Origin of the sequence: Streptomyces sp. NPDC017448, assembly GCF_044330565.1 — a bacterium.
Lineage (GTDB): Bacteria > Actinomycetota > Actinomycetes > Streptomycetales > Streptomycetaceae > Streptomyces.
The window spans coordinates 82,384-99,598 of record NZ_JBIRLM010000027.1 but is presented as its reverse complement, the minus strand read 5'-3'; the positions used below and the strand labels follow the sequence as shown (position 1 = coordinate 99,598).

General features: G+C 70.7%; 15 protein-coding genes. 10 read left to right on the top strand and 5 right to left on the bottom strand.

Annotation, left to right across the window (positions count from 1 at the left end; all coding sequences use genetic code 11):
• Positions 1–143 precede the first annotated feature (143 nt).
• The 5 genes from ACH4K1_RS30880 to ACH4K1_RS30860 all read right to left on the bottom strand — a co-directional run bounded on the left by ACH4K1_RS30880 (position 144) and on the right by ACH4K1_RS30860 (position 4,439).
• Entirely contained in the window at positions 144–557 is a 414-nt protein-coding gene (locus ACH4K1_RS30880) for an excalibur calcium-binding domain-containing protein (protein ID WP_398092836.1), read from the bottom strand.
• 316 nt (positions 558–873) lie between these two features.
• Entirely contained in the window at positions 874–2,088 is a 1,215-nt protein-coding gene (locus ACH4K1_RS30875; RefSeq protein ID WP_398092835.1) for an acyl-CoA dehydrogenase family protein, read from the bottom strand.
• A 4-nt stretch (positions 2,089–2,092) separates the two neighbouring features.
• Positions 2,093–2,566 carry an SCP2 sterol-binding domain-containing protein gene (locus ACH4K1_RS30870; RefSeq protein WP_398092834.1) on the bottom strand — a complete coding sequence of 158 codons (474 nt, stop codon included), beginning with the start codon at positions 2,564–2,566 and terminating at the stop codon, positions 2,093–2,095.
• 197 nt (positions 2,567–2,763) lie between these two features.
• Positions 2,764–3,027 (bottom strand): hypothetical protein, encoded by a 264-nt coding sequence (locus ACH4K1_RS30865; protein ID WP_398092833.1) that lies wholly within the window; start codon positions 3,025–3,027, stop codon positions 2,764–2,766.
• 197 nt (positions 3,028–3,224) lie between these two features.
• Positions 3,225–4,439, bottom strand: a complete 1,215-nt coding sequence (locus tag ACH4K1_RS30860) for a helix-turn-helix domain-containing protein (RefSeq protein ID WP_228989272.1) — start codon at positions 4,437–4,439, stop codon at positions 3,225–3,227.
• Positions 4,440–5,238: 799 nt separating this feature from the next.
• Here ACH4K1_RS30860 and ACH4K1_RS30855 point away from each other — a divergent pair.
• The 10 genes from ACH4K1_RS30855 to ACH4K1_RS30810 all read left to right on the top strand — a co-directional run bounded on the left by ACH4K1_RS30855 (position 5,239) and on the right by ACH4K1_RS30810 (position 17,214).
• Positions 5,239–6,174 (top strand): hypothetical protein, encoded by a 936-nt coding sequence (locus ACH4K1_RS30855; RefSeq protein ID WP_398092832.1) that lies wholly within the window; start codon positions 5,239–5,241, stop codon positions 6,172–6,174.
• Between the two features lie 180 nt (positions 6,175–6,354).
• Entirely contained in the window at positions 6,355–7,017 is a 663-nt protein-coding gene (locus ACH4K1_RS30850) for a hypothetical protein (RefSeq protein ID WP_398092831.1), read from the top strand.
• Positions 7,018–7,175: 158 nt separating this feature from the next.
• Positions 7,176–8,687, top strand: coding sequence for a DUF6801 domain-containing protein (locus ACH4K1_RS30845; protein WP_398092830.1), 1,512 nt, complete (start codon positions 7,176–7,178; stop codon positions 8,685–8,687).
• 431 nt (positions 8,688–9,118) lie between these two features.
• Complete coding sequence (locus ACH4K1_RS30840; RefSeq protein ID WP_398092829.1) at positions 9,119–10,654, top strand: DUF6801 domain-containing protein; 1,536 nt, start codon at positions 9,119–9,121, stop codon at positions 10,652–10,654.
• A 567-nt stretch (positions 10,655–11,221) separates the two neighbouring features.
• Entirely contained in the window at positions 11,222–12,208 is a 987-nt protein-coding gene (locus tag ACH4K1_RS30835) for an ABC transporter ATP-binding protein (RefSeq protein WP_398092828.1), read from the top strand.
• A complete protein-coding gene (locus tag ACH4K1_RS30830) occupies positions 12,205–13,074 on the top strand; it encodes an MlaE family ABC transporter permease (RefSeq protein ID WP_398092827.1) in 870 nt (289 codons plus the stop codon). Before ACH4K1_RS30835 ends, ACH4K1_RS30830 begins: the two co-directional genes overlap by 4 nt.
• Positions 13,075–13,077: 3 nt before the next feature.
• Positions 13,078–13,881 (top strand): MlaE family ABC transporter permease, encoded by an 804-nt coding sequence (locus ACH4K1_RS30825; RefSeq protein ID WP_398092826.1) that lies wholly within the window; start codon positions 13,078–13,080, stop codon positions 13,879–13,881.
• Positions 13,881–15,170 carry an MCE family protein gene (locus tag ACH4K1_RS30820; protein WP_398092825.1) on the top strand — a complete coding sequence of 430 codons (1,290 nt, stop codon included), beginning with the start codon at positions 13,881–13,883 and terminating at the stop codon, positions 15,168–15,170. Before ACH4K1_RS30825 ends, ACH4K1_RS30820 begins: the two co-directional genes overlap by 1 nt.
• On the top strand, positions 15,167–16,198 hold the full coding sequence (locus ACH4K1_RS30815; protein ID WP_398092824.1) for an MCE family protein: 1,032 nt from the start codon (positions 15,167–15,169) through the stop codon (positions 16,196–16,198). Before ACH4K1_RS30820 ends, ACH4K1_RS30815 begins: the two co-directional genes overlap by 4 nt.
• Positions 16,195–17,214 carry an MCE family protein gene (locus ACH4K1_RS30810; RefSeq protein ID WP_398092823.1) on the top strand — a complete coding sequence of 340 codons (1,020 nt, stop codon included), beginning with the start codon at positions 16,195–16,197 and terminating at the stop codon, positions 17,212–17,214. Before ACH4K1_RS30815 ends, ACH4K1_RS30810 begins: the two co-directional genes overlap by 4 nt.
• Position 17,215 lies beyond the last annotated feature (1 nt).

The following is a 17,215-nucleotide window of genomic DNA, read 5'->3' as shown; positions in this document are numbered from 1 at the left end:
CGGCCGGGGCCCGGCCCCCGCGGGGGGGGCGTGGGGGGGGGGGGGGGGGGGCGGGGGGCGGCCCGCGGGGGGGGGGGGGGGGGGGGGGCCCCCCGCCCCCCCCCCCCCGACCGGTCGCGGAGGCGGGGTGCCGCCTCCTGCCGTTACTCGCAGCCGACCCCGTCGCCGTCACGGTCCAGGTGCCCCCCGTACCCGGGGTCGCCGGTCCTGATGGGCGCGGCCCCGGCGGCGCGGACCGCCGTGCAGTTCTTGTAGTACACCGACGTGCTGCCGGAGCCACCGCCGTCCGTGTCCTCGTCGGTGGGCGTCCGCGCCTTCTCCGGCTTCGGCCGGGGCGGTGCGGCGGTGACCGTCACCCGGACCTTCTTGATCTTCGTGACGGTCGGCGCCGGCTCGGGGCTCGCGGTGACGGTGACCTTCGCGGTCTCCGTCACCGTCACCGTCACGGTCGGCCCCGGCTCCGTCTTCACCGCGGCCGACTCCACCTGCTGCGGCTGCTCACCGGTGGCGCCGATTCCTATGCCCAGAACGAACAGGGCTCCCGCGACGGGAAACACGACACGCTTCTGCGCCCACCTCGGACCGCCCGGCGACGGCGGCCCCGGAGGCACGAACGCGCCGCCCTGCCCCCATCCGGGCTGTTGCGACGGGTGGTGCGGGCTGTTCCACTCCATGGTCCCCCCAGGGTGTTGCGTGAAGGCCCGACCGTAGCGAGCCGACGACCGACGGGGGAGCCCTTCGTTCCGTTGGTGATGGAGTTGTGACCATGGTGCGGTGGTGAAGTGGGCGCAGGGGCGCGCGGTGAGGCGTCAGACCGGCCGAAGGGGCCGCTTCGCCGGGGAGCGTCATCGTCGCGCGGGCGGCCTCCCGCCTTCAGCGGATGTGGCGGCCCGAGATCGCGCGGGCGATCACCAGGCGCTGGATCTCGCTGGTGCCCTCGAAGATCGTGTAGATCTTGGCGTCGCGGTACATCCGCTCCACCGGGTGCTCCCGGCTGTAGCCCGCGCCGCCGAGGATCTGGACCGCCTTCTCCGTGGCGGCGACGGCGAGCTCCCCGGCCCGCAGCTTGGACATGGAGCCCTGGCCCGCGTCGAAGGCGCGGTCGTTGCGGGCCATCCAGGCGGCCTGCCAGATCAGCAGGCGTACGGCCTCGATCTCGGTACGGAGGTCGGCCAGGGCGAAGGCGATCGACTGGTTCTCGATGATCGGCCTGCCGAACGCCTCGCGCTCCCCGGCGTACTCCAGGGCGTACTCGTAGGCGGCCCGCGCGATGCCGAGCGCCTGGGCGGCGACGGTGGGGCGGCTGACCTCGAACGTGGCCATCGCCGCCTGGCCCTTGGCGGGGCCGCCCTCGCGCGCCCGGGCGAGGCGGGTGTCCAGCCTCTCCTTCCCGCCGAGCAGGCAGTGCCCCGGCACGGTGACCTCGTCGAGGAAGAGGTCGGCCGTGTGCGAGGCGCGCAGGCCCAGCTTCTTGACCGTGCGGCCCGCCGTCAGGCCCTTCGTGCCGGGCGGCACGATGAACGCGGCCTGCCCGCGCGAGCCCAGCGCCGGGTCGACCGAGGCGACGACGACATGGACCTCGGCGATGCCGCCGTTGGTGATCCACGCCTTCTGGCCGGAGATCACCCACTCGTCCCGCGCCTCGACGTAACGGGCCCGCGTCGTCATCGCGGAGACGTCGGAGCCGGCCCCCGGTTCGGAGACGCAGAAGGCGGCGACCTTGGGGGCGTCCTCGTCGCCGTAGCACTGCGGCACCCACTCGGCGAGCTGGTCCGGGGTGCCGGAGGCGAAGATCCCGGCGACCGCGAGCGAGGTGCCGAAGAGGGCCATGCCGATGCCCGCGTCGCCCCAGAACAGCTCCTCGTTGGCGATCTGGAGGGAGAGTCCGGTGGGATCCCCGTACAGGTCGGCGAGCGATTCGAAACCGTACAGACCGATCCGGGCGGCCTCCTGGATCACGGGCCACGGGGTCTCCTCGCGGGCGTCCCACTCGGCCGCGGCCGGGCGGACCACCTGGGCGGCGAAGCCGTGCACCCAGGCGCGCAGGTCCTGCTGCTCCTCGGTCAGGGCGAGGGAGAAGAAGCTCATGACCTCACGCCTTCGGGATGTCGAAGTAGCGGGTCAGGCCGGAAGCCAGGCCGACGTCACCGGCGACCTTGAGCTTGCGCATCATGAACATGGTGACCGGATTGCCGTTGCCGGAGACGAGTCTGAGGAACTCAACGTCGCCCATCACCAGCGTGGTGCGCGGTTCGGCTGCGGACCGGCCGGGGGTGACCTCGCAGGCGCCGTCCGCTATCGCGGTCTCGTAGACCGCGTCGCTCTCCCCGGTCACCTTCCAGCGGATCAGCGCGGTGAGGCCGCCGGCCGCCTCCGGCCGGAACTGCTGCTTCATCCGGCCGAAGACCTCACCGAGTATCCGGGTGCGCAGCTCTCCGCGCATGACCTCGGCGATCTGCCGGGCGGAGAGGCCCTTCACGATCCGGGCGAACTCCTCGGGGGCGACCGCCGCGAAGTCGAGCCGGGCCAGGTCGTCGCCGAGGTTGCCGCTGCTGGTTCCGTCCACGCCACGTCCTTACTCCGAAGTAAACTTACTTCAGAGTAAGGTAAGGGTGGCGGTCATCGGGCCGCAAGGCCGGGCCGCCTGGGCTTTCCCGTGCCCGGACCGGGCCTCGCGGTCCGGCTCCGGTTCCGCTCCGGTCGGGCCCGGTCCCGCGCGGGTCGGGCCCGGTCCCGGACCCGCCCGGGCGCGGCGGGCGGTGGTCAGAACGGCGAGCCCGGCAGTACGGCGAGGTGGGGGTGGTGCGCGGCCAGCACCTTGTTGGCGCGGGCCAGTTCGGACAGCGCGTGCTCGCGGTCGGCCTGGTCCTCGACGCCCAGCAGGGGGCCGCGGAACCGGCGGACCTCGCGGGCCGCGCAGTCGGCGTCGAACTCCGCCTGGAGGATGTGCGGCGGAATGCACGAACCGATCAGCGCGGCGACCCGGTCCGGGATCGGCACGGGAACGAGGAGGTGCGAGGCGGTCATTCGGGGCCCTCTCGGATGGTCGGCCAGGAGGCGGTGCGGGGCCCGCCGCCGGGTGAGCGGCAGGTTCCCTCCTGTGTACGGGACGCGGTTCCGCGTTTCTCGTCGGATACGTCTCCGTGTCGCAACCGTTTGGGACTGACCGTCTATTTCGCCTTACTCGCCGGTAAGTTGACCCGCCCCGCCGGACGTGCTCCGGATCAGGGGGGTGTTCCGGTGGCGCGGGAGCGCAGGCGCAGGGCCCGCAGCACCGCTTCCGTGGCGAAACGGCTCTCGGGGTCGACCAGTTGGTCGCCGAAGATGGTCTCCAGGCTGCGCATGCGGTAGCGCACGGTCTGGGGGTGGACGTCCAGCAGCGCACCCATCTGCGCGGCGGTGCCCCGGGTGTCGAGCCAGATCCGCAGCGTCTCGACCAGCCGCTCCCGGCGGGTGGCGCTGATCCCCGCCACGGCGGCCAACTCCCGCTGGGCGAGCTGGTCCAGCAGGGCGGGGTCGGAGAGCAGCCACAGGGTGATGAGGTGGTCCTCGCAGCGGATCAGCGGGGCGTCGTCGATCACGCCGGAGTCGACGAGCTCCAGGACCCGGCGGGCCCAGCGGATCGACTCGCAGGCCAGCGCCGTGGGGACGGTCAGTCCGATCGCCGCGCGGGTGTCCGGGAGCGCCTGCTCCAGCATGGTTCTCCGGGCGTCGGTCATCGCGCCGGGGACGAGCAGGTGCGGCTGCGGGGCGCTGAGGTCGACGAGCAGATCGCGGTCGGCGCGGAGCCGGTCCAGCTCCGCCGGGGCGCGTACGGCGATCAGCGTGACCTCCTCCGGCAGCGGCCACGCCACCTGCTCGCACAGGTCCGCGATGGCGCTGCCGGGAGACGGCCGCCCGGCGAGGATGAGGTGGAGCAGTCGGCGGCGCAGCGCCTCGCTGTGCTCGCCCGACTGGGACCGCACCTCCAGGAAGCCCTCGCGGGAAAGCGATTCCAGTTCGTCGACGTAGGCGAAGAGCGCGTCGGCGAAGCTCAGCATCAGGGTGGGGGAGAGGTGGTAGCTCTGCCCGACCTTCTTCGCCCTCCGCAGCGCCACCCGCGCACCCAGCCGGTAGGCCCCCTGGAGGGTGTCCATGCTCCGGCCCTCGTACGCCTCGAACCGCCCGAAGCGCCGGCACATGTCGTCCCGGAGCGCGGTGGAGGAGGTGGGTTCGGCCACCAGGTCGACGAACGAGGAGAGGCTCTGCTCCACGCCCACCCGGATGGCCTGGCCGTTCGGCCCGTCGAGCAGTCGGGCGTATTCCGGATAGGCCCGGGTGACCTCGACGCCGATTTCCTTGATGAGGCTGGGCAGTTCAGGCCGCATGATCGCCGCGAATTCCTGAGGGAGGGGCCCCAGGGGGTCTTCGGTGTCCAACGGCTGTATGAGATGTGCCATGACAAGTCCCCTTGCTCTCGGCGCCCGGTGGTGGGGTGAGGCGGTGGGGGGAAAGCGCTCCCACGAACCGACAGGTGCGTACCAAGTCCGCGACGAAGATAGACCAAGTGGCAGGCACTGCAAACCACTTGAACAAGATCGGCGAGCAGGGGGCACGCATCGCGGCCGCACTGTGCGACTTCCGCGCAGGTCGGGCGGTACTGCGCGCTTTCGGACAATGTATTTCAGCCGCCTGCTCCAGCGGTGACAACAAAGCCGTTCCGGTCTCCCGGCGCTGTTTCCGGTGGGCCGCGTGTCCCCTCTGTCGATTCCTGCGGCAGGCGGCTCACCACGGCGAACCCCGGGTAACGGCTTCGGTGGGGTGGATATTTTCAGCCGCGTGGCCGATTTTCATGGCGTCCCTCGGCGAGTGGAAGCGAGAGTTCCGCGGCGCGGCCCCCGGCGGCCCCGTCTGCGCACCACGCGCGGGGTTCGCCTCGCCGGCGGGCGGTGCGCTTGCCGCGGCTGCGCATTCCTTGACAAGACCCCGGTGGACCGATGCTCATTTCCGGATCAAAAAGAGGGCGCAGGAAAGAATCTTAGGCGGACGGATTGTGTCGCCCGGTTTCCGGCGAGTAACATCACGCCTCGATCAATTCGGTCACAAAATCTGCCCGAAATTTGATGCTCAGATCCTCCGCCCCCGGGCCCACCCGAGGCCCCATCGCCGTCGACGGCCGTCACGGTGCGGGCATGTGTTGCAGAACCGTTCAACTTTCGTGCACGAGGCCGCGCCTCAGCGGCCGACAGAGGGGACGACATGAGATCCGTTTCCAATCGAACCCGGGTGGGCCTGCTCGCGGCGCTCACGGCATTCGGCGCACTTCTCTCCACCGGTTCGGCCACCGCCGCCACCCAGCTCAACGGTGACTGGGCGCCCTTCGACCGCTGCCCGGTCGACGCCCCCGCCATGCTGGCGGCGGACGGCATCAACACCATTGCCACCTGCATATCCTCCAGCTCGGCCACCGGCTCCATCACGCTGGGCAAGTCGCACGTCCCCACCGGCAACACCGACCTTCAGCTCGGTGTCATCCAGCGCCCCGACGGCACCACCTCGCTGGTGGCCCCGCCCGAGGGGGCGCTGACCGCGGACCCGGCGGAGATCCCGGGCGGCCTGCTCGGCTTGATGTGCCCCAGCGGAATTCCTCTGGTATCGGGAATCTGCCGGCAGCTGACGGACAACAATCTCAACCGGGTGACTGCCACCATCGAACCGGCGGGAGCGCCCCGGGACTTCAATATGGCGGCGGCTTTCTCCACCGGTGAGCCCATTCTCACCATCCCGGTCCGCATCCACCTCAAGAATCCGTTCCTGGGTGACAAGTGCTACATCGGGACCACCGCCGACCCGGTGCTCCTGAAGCCGCAGAACACCACGGCGCCGACCCTTTCCCTCCAGCGCTTCTCCGCCGACGGGACGCCGAACGACGACGAGGGCGAGATGGGCCGCTACACCTTCGACGGCGCCGACCAGGGCGACACGGCGTTCGCCGTTCCGGGGGCCAGCGGCTGCGGCGCCGGCCTCCTGAACTGGGCGGTGAACCTCAAGACCGGCCTCCCGTCCGCCTCCGGCAAGAACAGCGTGAAGCTGAACGCCACCACCACCTACTTCGGCAGCCCCTACGACCCCGCCGGCCTCGCGCCGAACGAGGGCCGGAAGCTGTCCGAGTTCTGGCACTCCGCGAAGCGGTAGGCCGTCCTCCGGTACGAGGAGGTGATGCGGGAACCGCCCCCGCACGTCCCGGTCCGCGCACCGTACGCCGCCGTGGACCCCGCAGTGTGCCGCACCGTCCGGCACCGCCAGGTACAGCGCAGCCGTCTCTCCACTCACGTTCAGTCCAATCCCCAACGGGACGAGAAAAGGGAGTACCCCATGTTCAAGCGAACCGGTGTCCTGACTGCGATCGGCTCCGCCGCGGCAGCCGTGGTCCTGGCGGCCCCGTCGGCCGTCGCCGCGCCGACCAGTTGGACGATCACCCCGACCGGCAACTTCAACGGCTCCGCCGGAGTGACCGTCCTCACGGACAACAACGGCAACAAGATCCAGTGCGCGTCCTCCGCCGCCTCGGGCAACGCGCCGACGTCCCCGGTCGCCGGCAGCCCGGCCAAGCTCGCGAACATCACGGCGATCTCGTTCAACAAGCCGTGCACCGGTCCGTTCAGCTCCACGTGGACCGTGACCACCACGACCACGCCGCCGTGGGAGATCTGGGGCCTGGACTACACGGCGGGCGCCGGCACCAACTCCACGGGCCAGGTGACCGGTGAGATCCGGGCGATCAAGGCGAAGGTGGCCGGGAGCAGTGTCCTCGGTCCCTGCACCTTCGACGTCACCGGCAAGGTCGCCGCCAAGTACAACAACCCGACCCTGGGGGGCAGCAACGGCACCCTGAACACGGCGGGCGGCGGGCTCACCCTGGCCATCACCAACAAGGTCGGCGGCGGCTGCGGCATCGTCGGCAGCACCGCCAGCTTCCAGGGCCTGTACACGCTGGTCAGCGCCACCACGGGCAAGTCCCCGGTCATCAGCGGCTGATCCCGCACCCGATGACGTACCGCACCACCTGAACGTCGTGCCCGGCCGTGCGCACCCGGCGGCCGGGCACGGCCGCGCCACGGAACACCCGGGGTGTCCGGACCTGATCCGCAGCCCCCCGCCTCCTGGGCCCACGCGCGTCGGAAGGACACAACTGTATGACCGTCGATGCACGCGCCGCGGCGAGACGACCGATCCACTGGGCCGTGGGAGGGGCGCTCGTCGTCGCCACCGCGCTGGTTCCCAGTGCCGAATCGGCCGCCGCGGAACAGAAGTCGGAGGTCGCCCTCCGCTACGCCTGCCCGTTCCCCTCCGGGGCCGAGGAGGTGGACGTCGTCGTCTCGGCGGTGCTTCCCACCTCGGCCCGTACCGGCGAGGAGATCCGCCCCGACCAGGTCTCCGTCGAGGTCGGCCTGCCGGCCACGGCGCTCGCCCGCTTCGGCGACCTGGAGGCCGAGACCCTGGCGGCCACCGCGCGGCTCACCGTCCGCAACGCGGTCGGCGACACCTCCGCCGACTCCTCCTGGCAGGGCCTGACCGCCCCGCCGACCGCGCTGCCGAAGCCCGGCGAAGACGACGGAGAGGGCGGAGGCGGCCTGGCCCTGACCATGACCGGGGAGGTGCCGACGATCGCCTTCGGCAGCCCCGGGCGGGCGACGCTGACCCCCGCCGCACTCGCCTTCACGCTCTCCTCGCGCACCGCGGACGGCGAGCCGACCACGCCCCCCGGCCTCGACGTCGCCTGCGAGCCGGTCCCCGGCCAAGAGGCCGAACTCGCCGCCGTGGACATCCGCGGCGACCAGGACCCCGCGGACCCGGCGCCCACCCCCGGGGAGAGCGAGCCCGCGCCGGAGCCCACCCCGGGCCTCCCGGCCGGAGGACTGCCGCCCTCCGCACGGGAGAAGATCGACGCCCTCACCGACAAGCGGCTCGACGCCCTGGAGGACGACCCGGGGAGCTGTCCCTTCCCGATCCCGCCCGAGCTGGTGATGACCACCGCCGAGACCTACGCAGCCGGCTACGCCAACGCCGCCAAACTGAACGGCGCGGCGGCCCTGGGGCCCGCCTTCATGAAGGCGGTGCTCAACACGCGCTTTATCAACGACCAGTGCGCCTCGACCGTCGACATTACCTCCGAGGTGAACTTCGACTACCAGGGGAAGCGCCAACTCCCCCCGACGAAGGCCACATTCCTCACCTACGGCTTCATGCCGACCACCGCGACCATGACGCTGGAACAGGTCGGCCCGCCGGCCGTCGTGCAGTCCCACACGGTCACCAACACGCCCACCTACCCGGAGGAGACGACCGTCACCGCCCAGCTCGTCATGCGGCTCTCCGACGTCGAGGTGAACGGCGTGCCCCTGGACGTGGGCCCCGACTGCCGCACCGAACGCCCCTTCGAGCAGGTGCTGCGGGGGTACGGCCAGAGCATTCCGAAGGCCGGCTACACCGTGGCAGGAGGCGGCCCCCTGACGGGGTACGCGCACATCCCGCCGTTCGAGGGGTGCGGCGTCGGCGAGGACCTCGACCCGGTCTTCACCTCGGCCGTCTCCAGCTCCGGCAAGAAGGCCGACAACTACACCAAGATGACCCAGGCGCCCCTGTGCGTGGCCACGGACCCGACCAGTGTGAACTGCCCGCCGAAGAAGCCCGAGCCCGAGCGGTGAGCGCGGACGGCCGGCGGCCGCCGACAGGTGAAAGGCGAGTGAGTCCTCCGGTTTCGACGGACATGGCATGCGCCTCCTGGGGCCCGGGTGGCACCGGCCAGGGAGCCCATGCGGTGTCACCACGTCGGATCCGCCTTTTCACGCACCCGCCGACAAGGTCCGGGGTGGCGCCTTGTCACTGGCTGACAAAGACCGCACACCGGTGATCCGGACGCGAACCCGGCCCTTCCCAGGCGTCGTCGGCGTGCGTAGCGTACCCGTGGGTAGGGACCGTCCGGCCTGCGGCCGCACCGGTACGGAGCGTGGCCGGACCCCGCCGACGTCCGTCGGCGGCCCCTTGGAATCCCGCCCGCTCAGCCGTCGCCCCGAACCGGACCCGTTCCGCAGCCGCCCATCCTCTGGGCCCACGCGCGCCGGAAGGACACAACCGTATGACCGTCGATGCACGCGCCGCGGCGAGACGACCGATCCACTGGGCCGTGGGAGGGGCGCTCGTCGTCGCCACCGCGCTGGTTCCCAGTGCCGAATCGGCCGCCGCGGAACAGAAGTCGGAGGTCGCCCTCCGCTACGCCTGCCCGTTCCCCTCCGGGGCCGAGGAGGTGGACGTCGTCGTCTCGGCGGTGCTTCCCACCTCGGCCCGTACCGGCGAGGAGATCCGCCCCGACCAGGTCTCCGTCGAGGTCGGCCTGCCGGCCACGGCGCTCGCCCGCTTCGGCGACCTGGAGGCCGAGACCCTGGCGGCCACCGCGCGGCTCACCGTCCGCAACGCGGTCGGCGACACCTCCGCCGACTCCTCCTGGCAGGGCCTGACCGCCCCACCGACGGCCCTGCCGAAACCCGGTGAAGGCGAAAGTGAAGGCGAAGGCGAAGGCGAAGAGGAAGGGACGGGCGGCCTTACCCTGACCGCGACCGGGGAGGTGCCGACGGTCGCGTTCGGCACTCCCGGGCGGGCGACGCTGGCCCCGGCCGCACTCGCCCTCTCGCTCTCCTCGCGCACCGCGGACGGCGAGCCGACCGTGCCCCCCGGCCTCGACGTCGCCTGCGAACCGGTCCCCGGCCAGGAGGCCGAACTGGCCGCCGTGGACATCCGCGGCGACCAGGACCCCGATACCCCCGCGCCCCGGCCCGGCGAGAGCGACCCCGCGCCGGAACCGACCCCCGGCCGCCCGGGCGAGGGGCTGCCGCCCACCGCACGGGAGAAGATCGACGCCCTCACCGACAAGCGGCTCGACGCGCTGGAGGACGACCCGGGCAGCTGCCCGATCGAGATCCCGCCCGAGTGGGTGATGACCACCGCCGAAACCTACGCGGCCGGCTACGCCAACGCCGCCAAACTGAACGGCGCGGCGGCCCTGGGGCCCGCCTTCATGAAGGTGGTGCTGAACAAGCGCTACATCAACGACTCCTGCGCCTCGACCGTCGACGTCAGCTCCGAGGTGAACTTCGACTACCAGGGGGAGCGCCAACTCCCCCCGACGAAGGCCACATTCCTCACCTACGGCTTCATGCCGACCACCGCGACCATGACGCTGGAACAGGTCGGCCCGCCGGCGGCGATCCACACGCACACGGTCACCAACACGCCGACCTACCCGGAGGAGACGACCGTCACCGCCCAGCTCGTCATGCGGCTCTCCGACGTCGAGGTGAACGGGGTACCCCTGGACGTCGGCCCCGACTGCCGCACCGAACGCCCCTTCAAGCAGGTGCTGCGGGGGTACGGCCAGAGCTATCCGCCGGCCGGCTACCTCGTGGCGTACGGCGGCACCCTGACCGGGTACGCCCACATCCCGCCGTTCACGGACTGCGGAGTGGACGAGGACCTCGACCCGATCTTCACCGCGGCCATCTCCAGCCCCGGCAAGAAGGCCGACAACTACGCCAAGATGACCCAGGCGCCCCTGTGCGTGGCCACCAACCCGGAAGGGCCCGACTGCCCGCCGAGGAAGCCCGAGCCCGAGCGGTGAGCGCGGGCGGCCCCCGGGCCGCCGACAGGTGAAAGGCGATCGAGCCCTTCCGGCTCCCGGGACCGGAAGGGCTCTTTTCTGTCCCTCGGAGCGGAACGCCACCGCCGTGATTCCTCATCATCCGACAGGTTTGGCAGGCGGATTACTCGCCCACTGACAATCCGTGGCCCCGCGTGAATTCTCGCCGAGGAAAATCTGTACCCAGTATTGCGAAGTCAGGTTACTGGCCCGTAGCGTCCCAGGCGTGCCCATCGAAAGCGCCTGCGTACCTGCTGGCGGGCATGCTCGGGCCCGGTTCGCTCCGCTCCGGCCCAGAAGCACCCCGGACGAGGCGTCCGGGGACATGCGCAGATTTCGACAAGGACGGGAACCGGCCTTGTCACCGAATGACAAGTGATCCAACCCGACCCCCGCGTTCGTCGATCTCCGCTGTTCAACGGCTTGCCCCGGCGGTTTCGGCGGACATAGCGTGCGCCCCCTGGTGCATGTGTGACGAGCCGCCATCGATTGCAGCAGAGCCGGAGCGCCAACGATGAACACGTTCACCGCCATTTCGAGGGAGGGCCGATGGGAATCGAAGTAGTCGTCGAGGGCCTGACGAAGTCCTTCGGCAAACAGAACATCTGGCAGGACGTCAGCCTCACCCTGCCCGCCGGTGAAGTGAGCGTCATGCTCGGTCCTTCCGGAACCGGTAAGACCGTTTTTCTGAAATCCATCATCGGGCTGCTCAAGCCCGAACAGGGACGCGTCCTCATCAACGGCGTCGACATGGTGAACAGCCCCGAGCGCGAGATCATGGAGACCCGGAAGCTGTTCGGTCTCATGTTCCAGGACGGGGCCCTTTTCGGCTCGATGTCGCTTTTCGACAACATCGCCTTCCCGCTGCGCGAGCACACGCGCAAGAAGGAATCCGAGATCCGCCGCATCGTCATGGAGCGCATCGACATCGTCGGGCTCCTCGGCGCCGAGGGAAAGCTGCCGGGGGAGATATCCGGCGGCATGCGCAAGCGCGCCGGCCTCGCCCGCGCCCTGGTCCTGGACCCGCAGATCATCCTCTGCGACGAGCCGGACTCCGGCCTCGACCCGGTCCGGACCGCCTACCTCTCCCAGCTCCTCATCGACCTCAACGCCCAGATCGACGCGACGATGCTCATCGTCACCCACAACCTCGACATCGCGGCGACCGTCCCCGACAACATGGGCATGCTGTTCTGCCGCAACCTCGTCACCTTCGGCCCGCGCGAGGTACTGCTCACCAGCGACACCCCGGTCGTCTCCCAGTTCCTCGCCGGCCGCCGCGAAGGCCCCATCGGCATGTCCGAGGAGAAGGACGCCGCCACCCTCGCCGCCGAGCAGCGGTTCGACACCCTCCCGCTCCCCGCCGGGCCCCGCACCGTCGTCCCCCAGCTGGAGCCCTCGCCCGGGATGCCCGTGCGCCAGGGCGCGCTGCGCCGTCGGGAGCGGGTCATGTCGATGATGGGCCAGCTGCCGGAGGCCGCCCGTACGGCGATCCTCAACAGCTACGCCCCGGCCGCGGGAGGTGCGCGCGCGTGACCGCCCCGATGCCGGTGCGGCCGCCCGAGCCGCCCGAGAAACCCCTGCCGCCCCCCGCCGAGAGGGCGACCGGCCGTCCCGCCGCCGGCCGGCGGCCCTCCCGGCTGCTCGCCCCGCTCCGCGAGACCGGGAAGCTGTTCGCCCTCGCCGCCGCCGTGGCCCGCGCCGTCTTCCGCCGGCCCTTCCAGGTGCGGGAGTTCATCGAGCAGTTCTGGTTCGTCGCCAGCGTCACCATCCTGCCCGCCGCCCTCGTCTCCATTCCGTTCGGCGCGGTCATCGCCCTCCAGGTCGGCTCCCTCACCCAGCAGCTCGGCGCCCAGTCCTTCACCGGCGGCGCCAGCGTCCTCGCGGTGATCCAGCAGGCGAGCCCGCTCATCGTCGCCCTGCTGATCTCCGGGGCCGCCGGTTCCGCGATCTGCGCCGACCTCGGATCGCGCAAGATCCGCGAGGAGCTCGACGCGATGGAGGTCATGGGCGTCTCGCCCATCCAGCGCCTCGTCGTCCCCCGGGTGCTCGCCACCATGCTCGTCGCCGTCCTGCTCAACGGCCTGATCTCGGTGGTCGGCACCCTCGGCGGCTACTTCTTCAACGTGATCATGCAGGACGGCACCCCGGGCGCCTACCTCGCCAGCTTCTCCGCCCTCGCCCAGCTGCCCGACCTCTACATCAGCGAGTTCAAGGCCCTGATCTTCGGCTTCATCGCGGGCATCGTCGCCGCCTACCGCGGCCTCAACCCGCGCGGCGGCCCCAAGGGCGTCGGCGACGCGGTCAACCAGTCCGTCGTCATCACCTTCATGCTGCTGTTCTTCGTGAACATGGTCCTCACGACGGTCTACCTCCAGATCGTCCCCGCGAAGGGGAGCTGACCGATGGCGCTGCTCAGCCGGCTCGACCGATCGGGCGACCAACTCACCTTCTACATCAAGGCCCTTCTCTGGATCCCGCGCACACTGCGCCGCTACCTGCGGGAAGTCCAGCGCCTGCTGGCCGAAGTCTCCTTCGGCAGCGGCGGACTCGGCGTCATCGGCGGCACCATCGGCGTGATGGTCGCCATGACCCTCTTCACCGGCACGGTGGTGGGGCTCCAGGGGTACGCCGCCCTCAACCAGATCGGCACCTCGGCCTTCACCGGATTCGTCTCCGCCTACTTCAACACCCGTGAGATCGCCCCCCTGGTGGCCGGACTCGCCCTCTCCGCCACCGTCGGCGCGGGCTTCACCGCCCAGCTCGGCGCGATGCGGATCAACGAGGAGGTCGACGCCCTGGAGGCGATGGGCATCCGCTCCATGCCCTACCTCGTCACCACCCGGATCATCGCCGGAGTCGTCGCGATCATCCCGCTGTACGCGATCGGGCTGCTCTCCTCGTACGTCGCCTCCCGCTTCATCACCGTCTTCTTCAACGGCCAGTCGGCGGGCACCTACGACCACTACTTCAACCTCTTCCTCTCCCCGCAGGACGTCCTGCTGTCGGTGCTCAAGGTGCTGATCTTCAGCGTGCTGGTGATCCTCGCCCACTGCTACTACGGCTTCCACGCCAGCGGCGGGCCCGCCGGGGTGGGCGTGGCGGTCGGCCGCTCGGTGCGCAACGCGATCGTCCTCATCAGCGTCACCGACTTCTTCCTCTCGCTCGCCATCTGGGGAGCCACGACGACGGTGAAGGTGGCCGGCTGATGCGCCCATCCAGCACCCGTACGGTCCGCCGCCGCCTGGCCGGCGTCACCTTCCTCCTGGTCCCCGCAGTCCTGGTGTGGGCCTCGGTCGCCGTGTACGAGAAGGAGTTCACCGACGACGCCACCGTCACCGTCCGCACCGGCGCGGTCGGCAACGAGATGCACGACAACGCCGACGTGAAGCTGCGCGGCGTCGTCGTCGGCCAGGTCCGCTCCATCGCCTCCGACGGCCAGGGCGCCCGCCTCACCCTCGCCATCGACCGCGACAAGCTCGACCAGATACCCGCCGACGTCACCGCCCAGATGCTGCCGACCACCCTCTTCGGCGCACGGTTCGTCGCCCTCGTCCCGCCCCGCGTCCCCGCCGGGGCCACCCTGCGGGCGGGGGCGGTCATCCCGCAGGACCGCTCCAGCAACGCCATCGAGTTGGAACAGGTCCTCGACAACGTCCTGCCGCTGCTGACCGCCGTGAAGCCCGAGAAGCTGTCCGCCACCCTCAACGCCGTCTCCCAGGCACTGGAGGGACGCGGTGAACGCCTCGGCGAGACGCTGACCACGCTGGACGGCCACCTGAAGAAGTTCAACCCCCAACTGCCCACGCTCAACGCCGACATCAAGGAACTCGTCAAGGTGAGCACGCTCTACGCGGACGCCGCGCCGGACGTTCTCGACGCGCTGACCGACGCCACGGTCACCAGCTCCACCCTCGCCGACCAGGAGGCGCGCCTCGCCGGCCTCCACGGTGCGACCACGGCCGCCGCTCGGGACATGACCACCTTCCTGCAGGCGAACAAGGACAACCTCATCCGGCTCTCCACCGCCGGCCGCCCCTCCCTCGAACTCCTCGCGGAGTACTCCGAGTCGTTCCCCTGCACCCTGCGCACCATGGCCGGATTCGTCCCCGCCATGGACAAGGCGCTCGGCAAGGGGACGAACGAGCCGGGGCTCCACGTGTCGATCACACCCGTTCCCTCCAAGGGCAAGTACGTCCCCGGCAGGGACCGGCCGGTCTACAACGCCTCGGGCGGCCCGAAGTGCTACTCGGTGCCGTACGTCGGCAAGAACGCCCCGACCGCCGACGTCCGCCGGGCCGCCGACGTCACCGCCCCGCCGCCGGCCCGGGACGCCGACGCGGACACCGCGCTCGGCCTGCCCAACTCGCCCCAGGAATCCCAGCTCGTCAACGAACTGGTCGCACCCTCGCTGAAGGTGGCGCCGGGAGACCTGCCCGACTGGAGCAGCGTGCTCATCGGCCCGGCCTTCCGCGGTGCGGAGGTGAAGCTCAAGTGAAACGCCGCTCGCTCGCGGGACCGGTCACCAAGTCCCTCGTCTTCATCGTCGTCACGGTGCTGGCCACCACCGTCCTCGGACTCTCCATCGCCAACAAGGGCGTCGGCGACACCGCCACGTACAAGGCGCGGTTCACGGACGCCACCGGGCTGCTGCCCGGCGACAGCGTCCGGATCGCGGGGGTCAAGGTCGGCCAGGTCGAATCCGTGCGGGTCGCCGACCGGCGGGTCGCCGAGGTCGCCTTCGCCGTACGCAAGGGGCGGGACCTCCCCGCCTCGGTGACGGCCTCCATCAAGTACCTCAACATGGTCGGACAGCGGTACGTCGACCTCGACCAGGGCGCCGGGCCGGTCGGCCGGACGTTCCGCCCCGGCGACACCATCCCGCTCTCCCGCACCACCCCGGCGCTCGACCTCACCCAGCTCTTCAACGGCTTCCAGCCCCTTTTCGAAGGGCTGTCGCCGCCCGACGTGAACCAGCTCGCCGGCTCCATCGTCCAGGTCCTCCAGGGCGAGGGCGGCACCGTCGACAGCATCCTGCGGCACGTCGGCTCGCTCACCACGACCGTCGCCGCGAAGGACAAGGTGATCGGCGAGGTGATCGCCAACCTCAACACGGTCCTCAAGACGGTCAACGACCGGGAAGCCGGCTTCGACGACCTCGTCGTCACCCTCCAGAAGCTCGTCACCGGGTTCTCCGGCGACCGCAAGCCGCTGGGCGAGGCCATCACCGCCATGGGCGCGCTCACCACCGTCACCGCCGACCTCTTCCAGGACGGCCGCAAGCCGCTCAAGGACGACATCCGCCAACTGGGTCGGTTGAGCGGCCAGTTGGAGAAGGGCACCCCGCAGATCGAGAACTTCCTCCAGAAGACCCCGGCCAAGATGGCGGCCATCAGCCGACTCACGTCCTACGGGTCGTGGCTCAACCTCTACCTCTGCGAGGCGAAGGTCAGCGGCGTCACCCACGACGACGGAAGCAAGCCGCCCACCGGCATCGCGATCACCCAACCGAGGTGCCTGGCATGAGAATCACCCCCATCCGGGAACGCAACCCGGTCGCCGTCGCCGTCGTCGGACTCCTGGTCCTCGCCCTGGTCGGCCTCGCCGCCTGGCGCGCCGACTCCCTGCCCTTCGTCACCGGCGGCACCTCCTACAGCGCCGACTTCACCGAGTCCGCCGGACTGGAGGACGGCGACGAGGTCCGCATCGCCGGAGTGAAGGTCGGAGAGGTCACCGGCGTCTCGCTGGACGGCTCCAAGGTCCGGGTCGACTTCCGGGTGGAGAACGCCTGGATCGGCGACTCCTCCACCGTGGGCATCGCCGTCAAGACCCTGCTCGGCGAGAAGTACCTCGCCGTCGACCCCCTCGGCGACGCCCCGCAGGACCCCGGCAGCCGCATCACCGCCGGCCGCACCACCTCCCCGTACGACGTCACCCAGGCGTTCAACGGGCTCGGGGAGACCATCGGGGAGATCGACACCGCCCAGCTCGCCAAGAGCTTCGACACGATCTCCGCCACCTTCAAGGACTCGCCGCCCCACGTCCGCAGCGCCGCCGACGGGCTCTCCGCCCTCTCGCGCACGGTCTCCGAACGCGACGCCCAGCTCGCCACCCTGCTCAGCAGCAGCAAGAAGCTCACCAAGACCCTCGCCGGGAAGAAGAGCAGCTTCGAAACGCTCCTGGAGGACGGGAACCTCCTCCTCGGCGAGATCCAGGCCCGCCGCGACTCCATCCACCTGCTGCTCACCGGCACCCGCGACCTCGGCACCCAGCTCGCCGGGCTCGTCCGGGACAACGACAAGCAGCTCGGGCCGACCCTGGACTCCCTCAGCCGGGTCACCGCCGTCCTGGTGAAGAACCGCAAGAGCCTGGACAAGGTCCTCGCCACGACCGGCTCCTACAGCCGGCTCGTCGGCAACACCCTGGGCAGCGGACGCTGGTTCGACAACTACGTCTGCGGCGTCGTGCCCAAGAACTACCTGCCCGCCGGCACCGGCCCGGCGACCGGATGCATGCCACCCCGGCAGCAAGGGGGCCGCTGAC

Coding starts and splice junctions, on each gene's coding strand:
- ACH4K1_RS30875 (WP_398092835.1), bottom strand. CDS start 2,088: ATGAGCTTCTTCTCCCTCGCCCTGACCGAGGAGCAGCAGGACCTGCGC.
- ACH4K1_RS30865 (WP_398092833.1), bottom strand. CDS start 3,027: ATGACCGCCTCGCACCTCCTCGTTCCCGTGCCGATCCCGGACCGGGTC.
- ACH4K1_RS30860 (WP_228989272.1), bottom strand. CDS start 4,439: ATGGCACATCTCATACAGCCGTTGGACACCGAAGACCCCCTGGGGCCC.
- ACH4K1_RS30855 (WP_398092832.1), top strand. CDS start 5,239: ATGAGATCCGTTTCCAATCGAACCCGGGTGGGCCTGCTCGCGGCGCTC.
- ACH4K1_RS30850 (WP_398092831.1), top strand. CDS start 6,355: ATGTTCAAGCGAACCGGTGTCCTGACTGCGATCGGCTCCGCCGCGGCA.
- ACH4K1_RS30845 (WP_398092830.1), top strand. CDS start 7,176: ATGACCGTCGATGCACGCGCCGCGGCGAGACGACCGATCCACTGGGCC.
- ACH4K1_RS30840 (WP_398092829.1), top strand. CDS start 9,119: ATGACCGTCGATGCACGCGCCGCGGCGAGACGACCGATCCACTGGGCC.
- ACH4K1_RS30835 (WP_398092828.1), top strand. CDS start 11,222: ATGGGAATCGAAGTAGTCGTCGAGGGCCTGACGAAGTCCTTCGGCAAA.
- ACH4K1_RS30825 (WP_398092826.1), top strand. CDS start 13,078: ATGGCGCTGCTCAGCCGGCTCGACCGATCGGGCGACCAACTCACCTTC.
- ACH4K1_RS30820 (WP_398092825.1), top strand. CDS start 13,881: ATGCGCCCATCCAGCACCCGTACGGTCCGCCGCCGCCTGGCCGGCGTC.
- ACH4K1_RS30810 (WP_398092823.1), top strand. CDS start 16,195: ATGAGAATCACCCCCATCCGGGAACGCAACCCGGTCGCCGTCGCCGTC.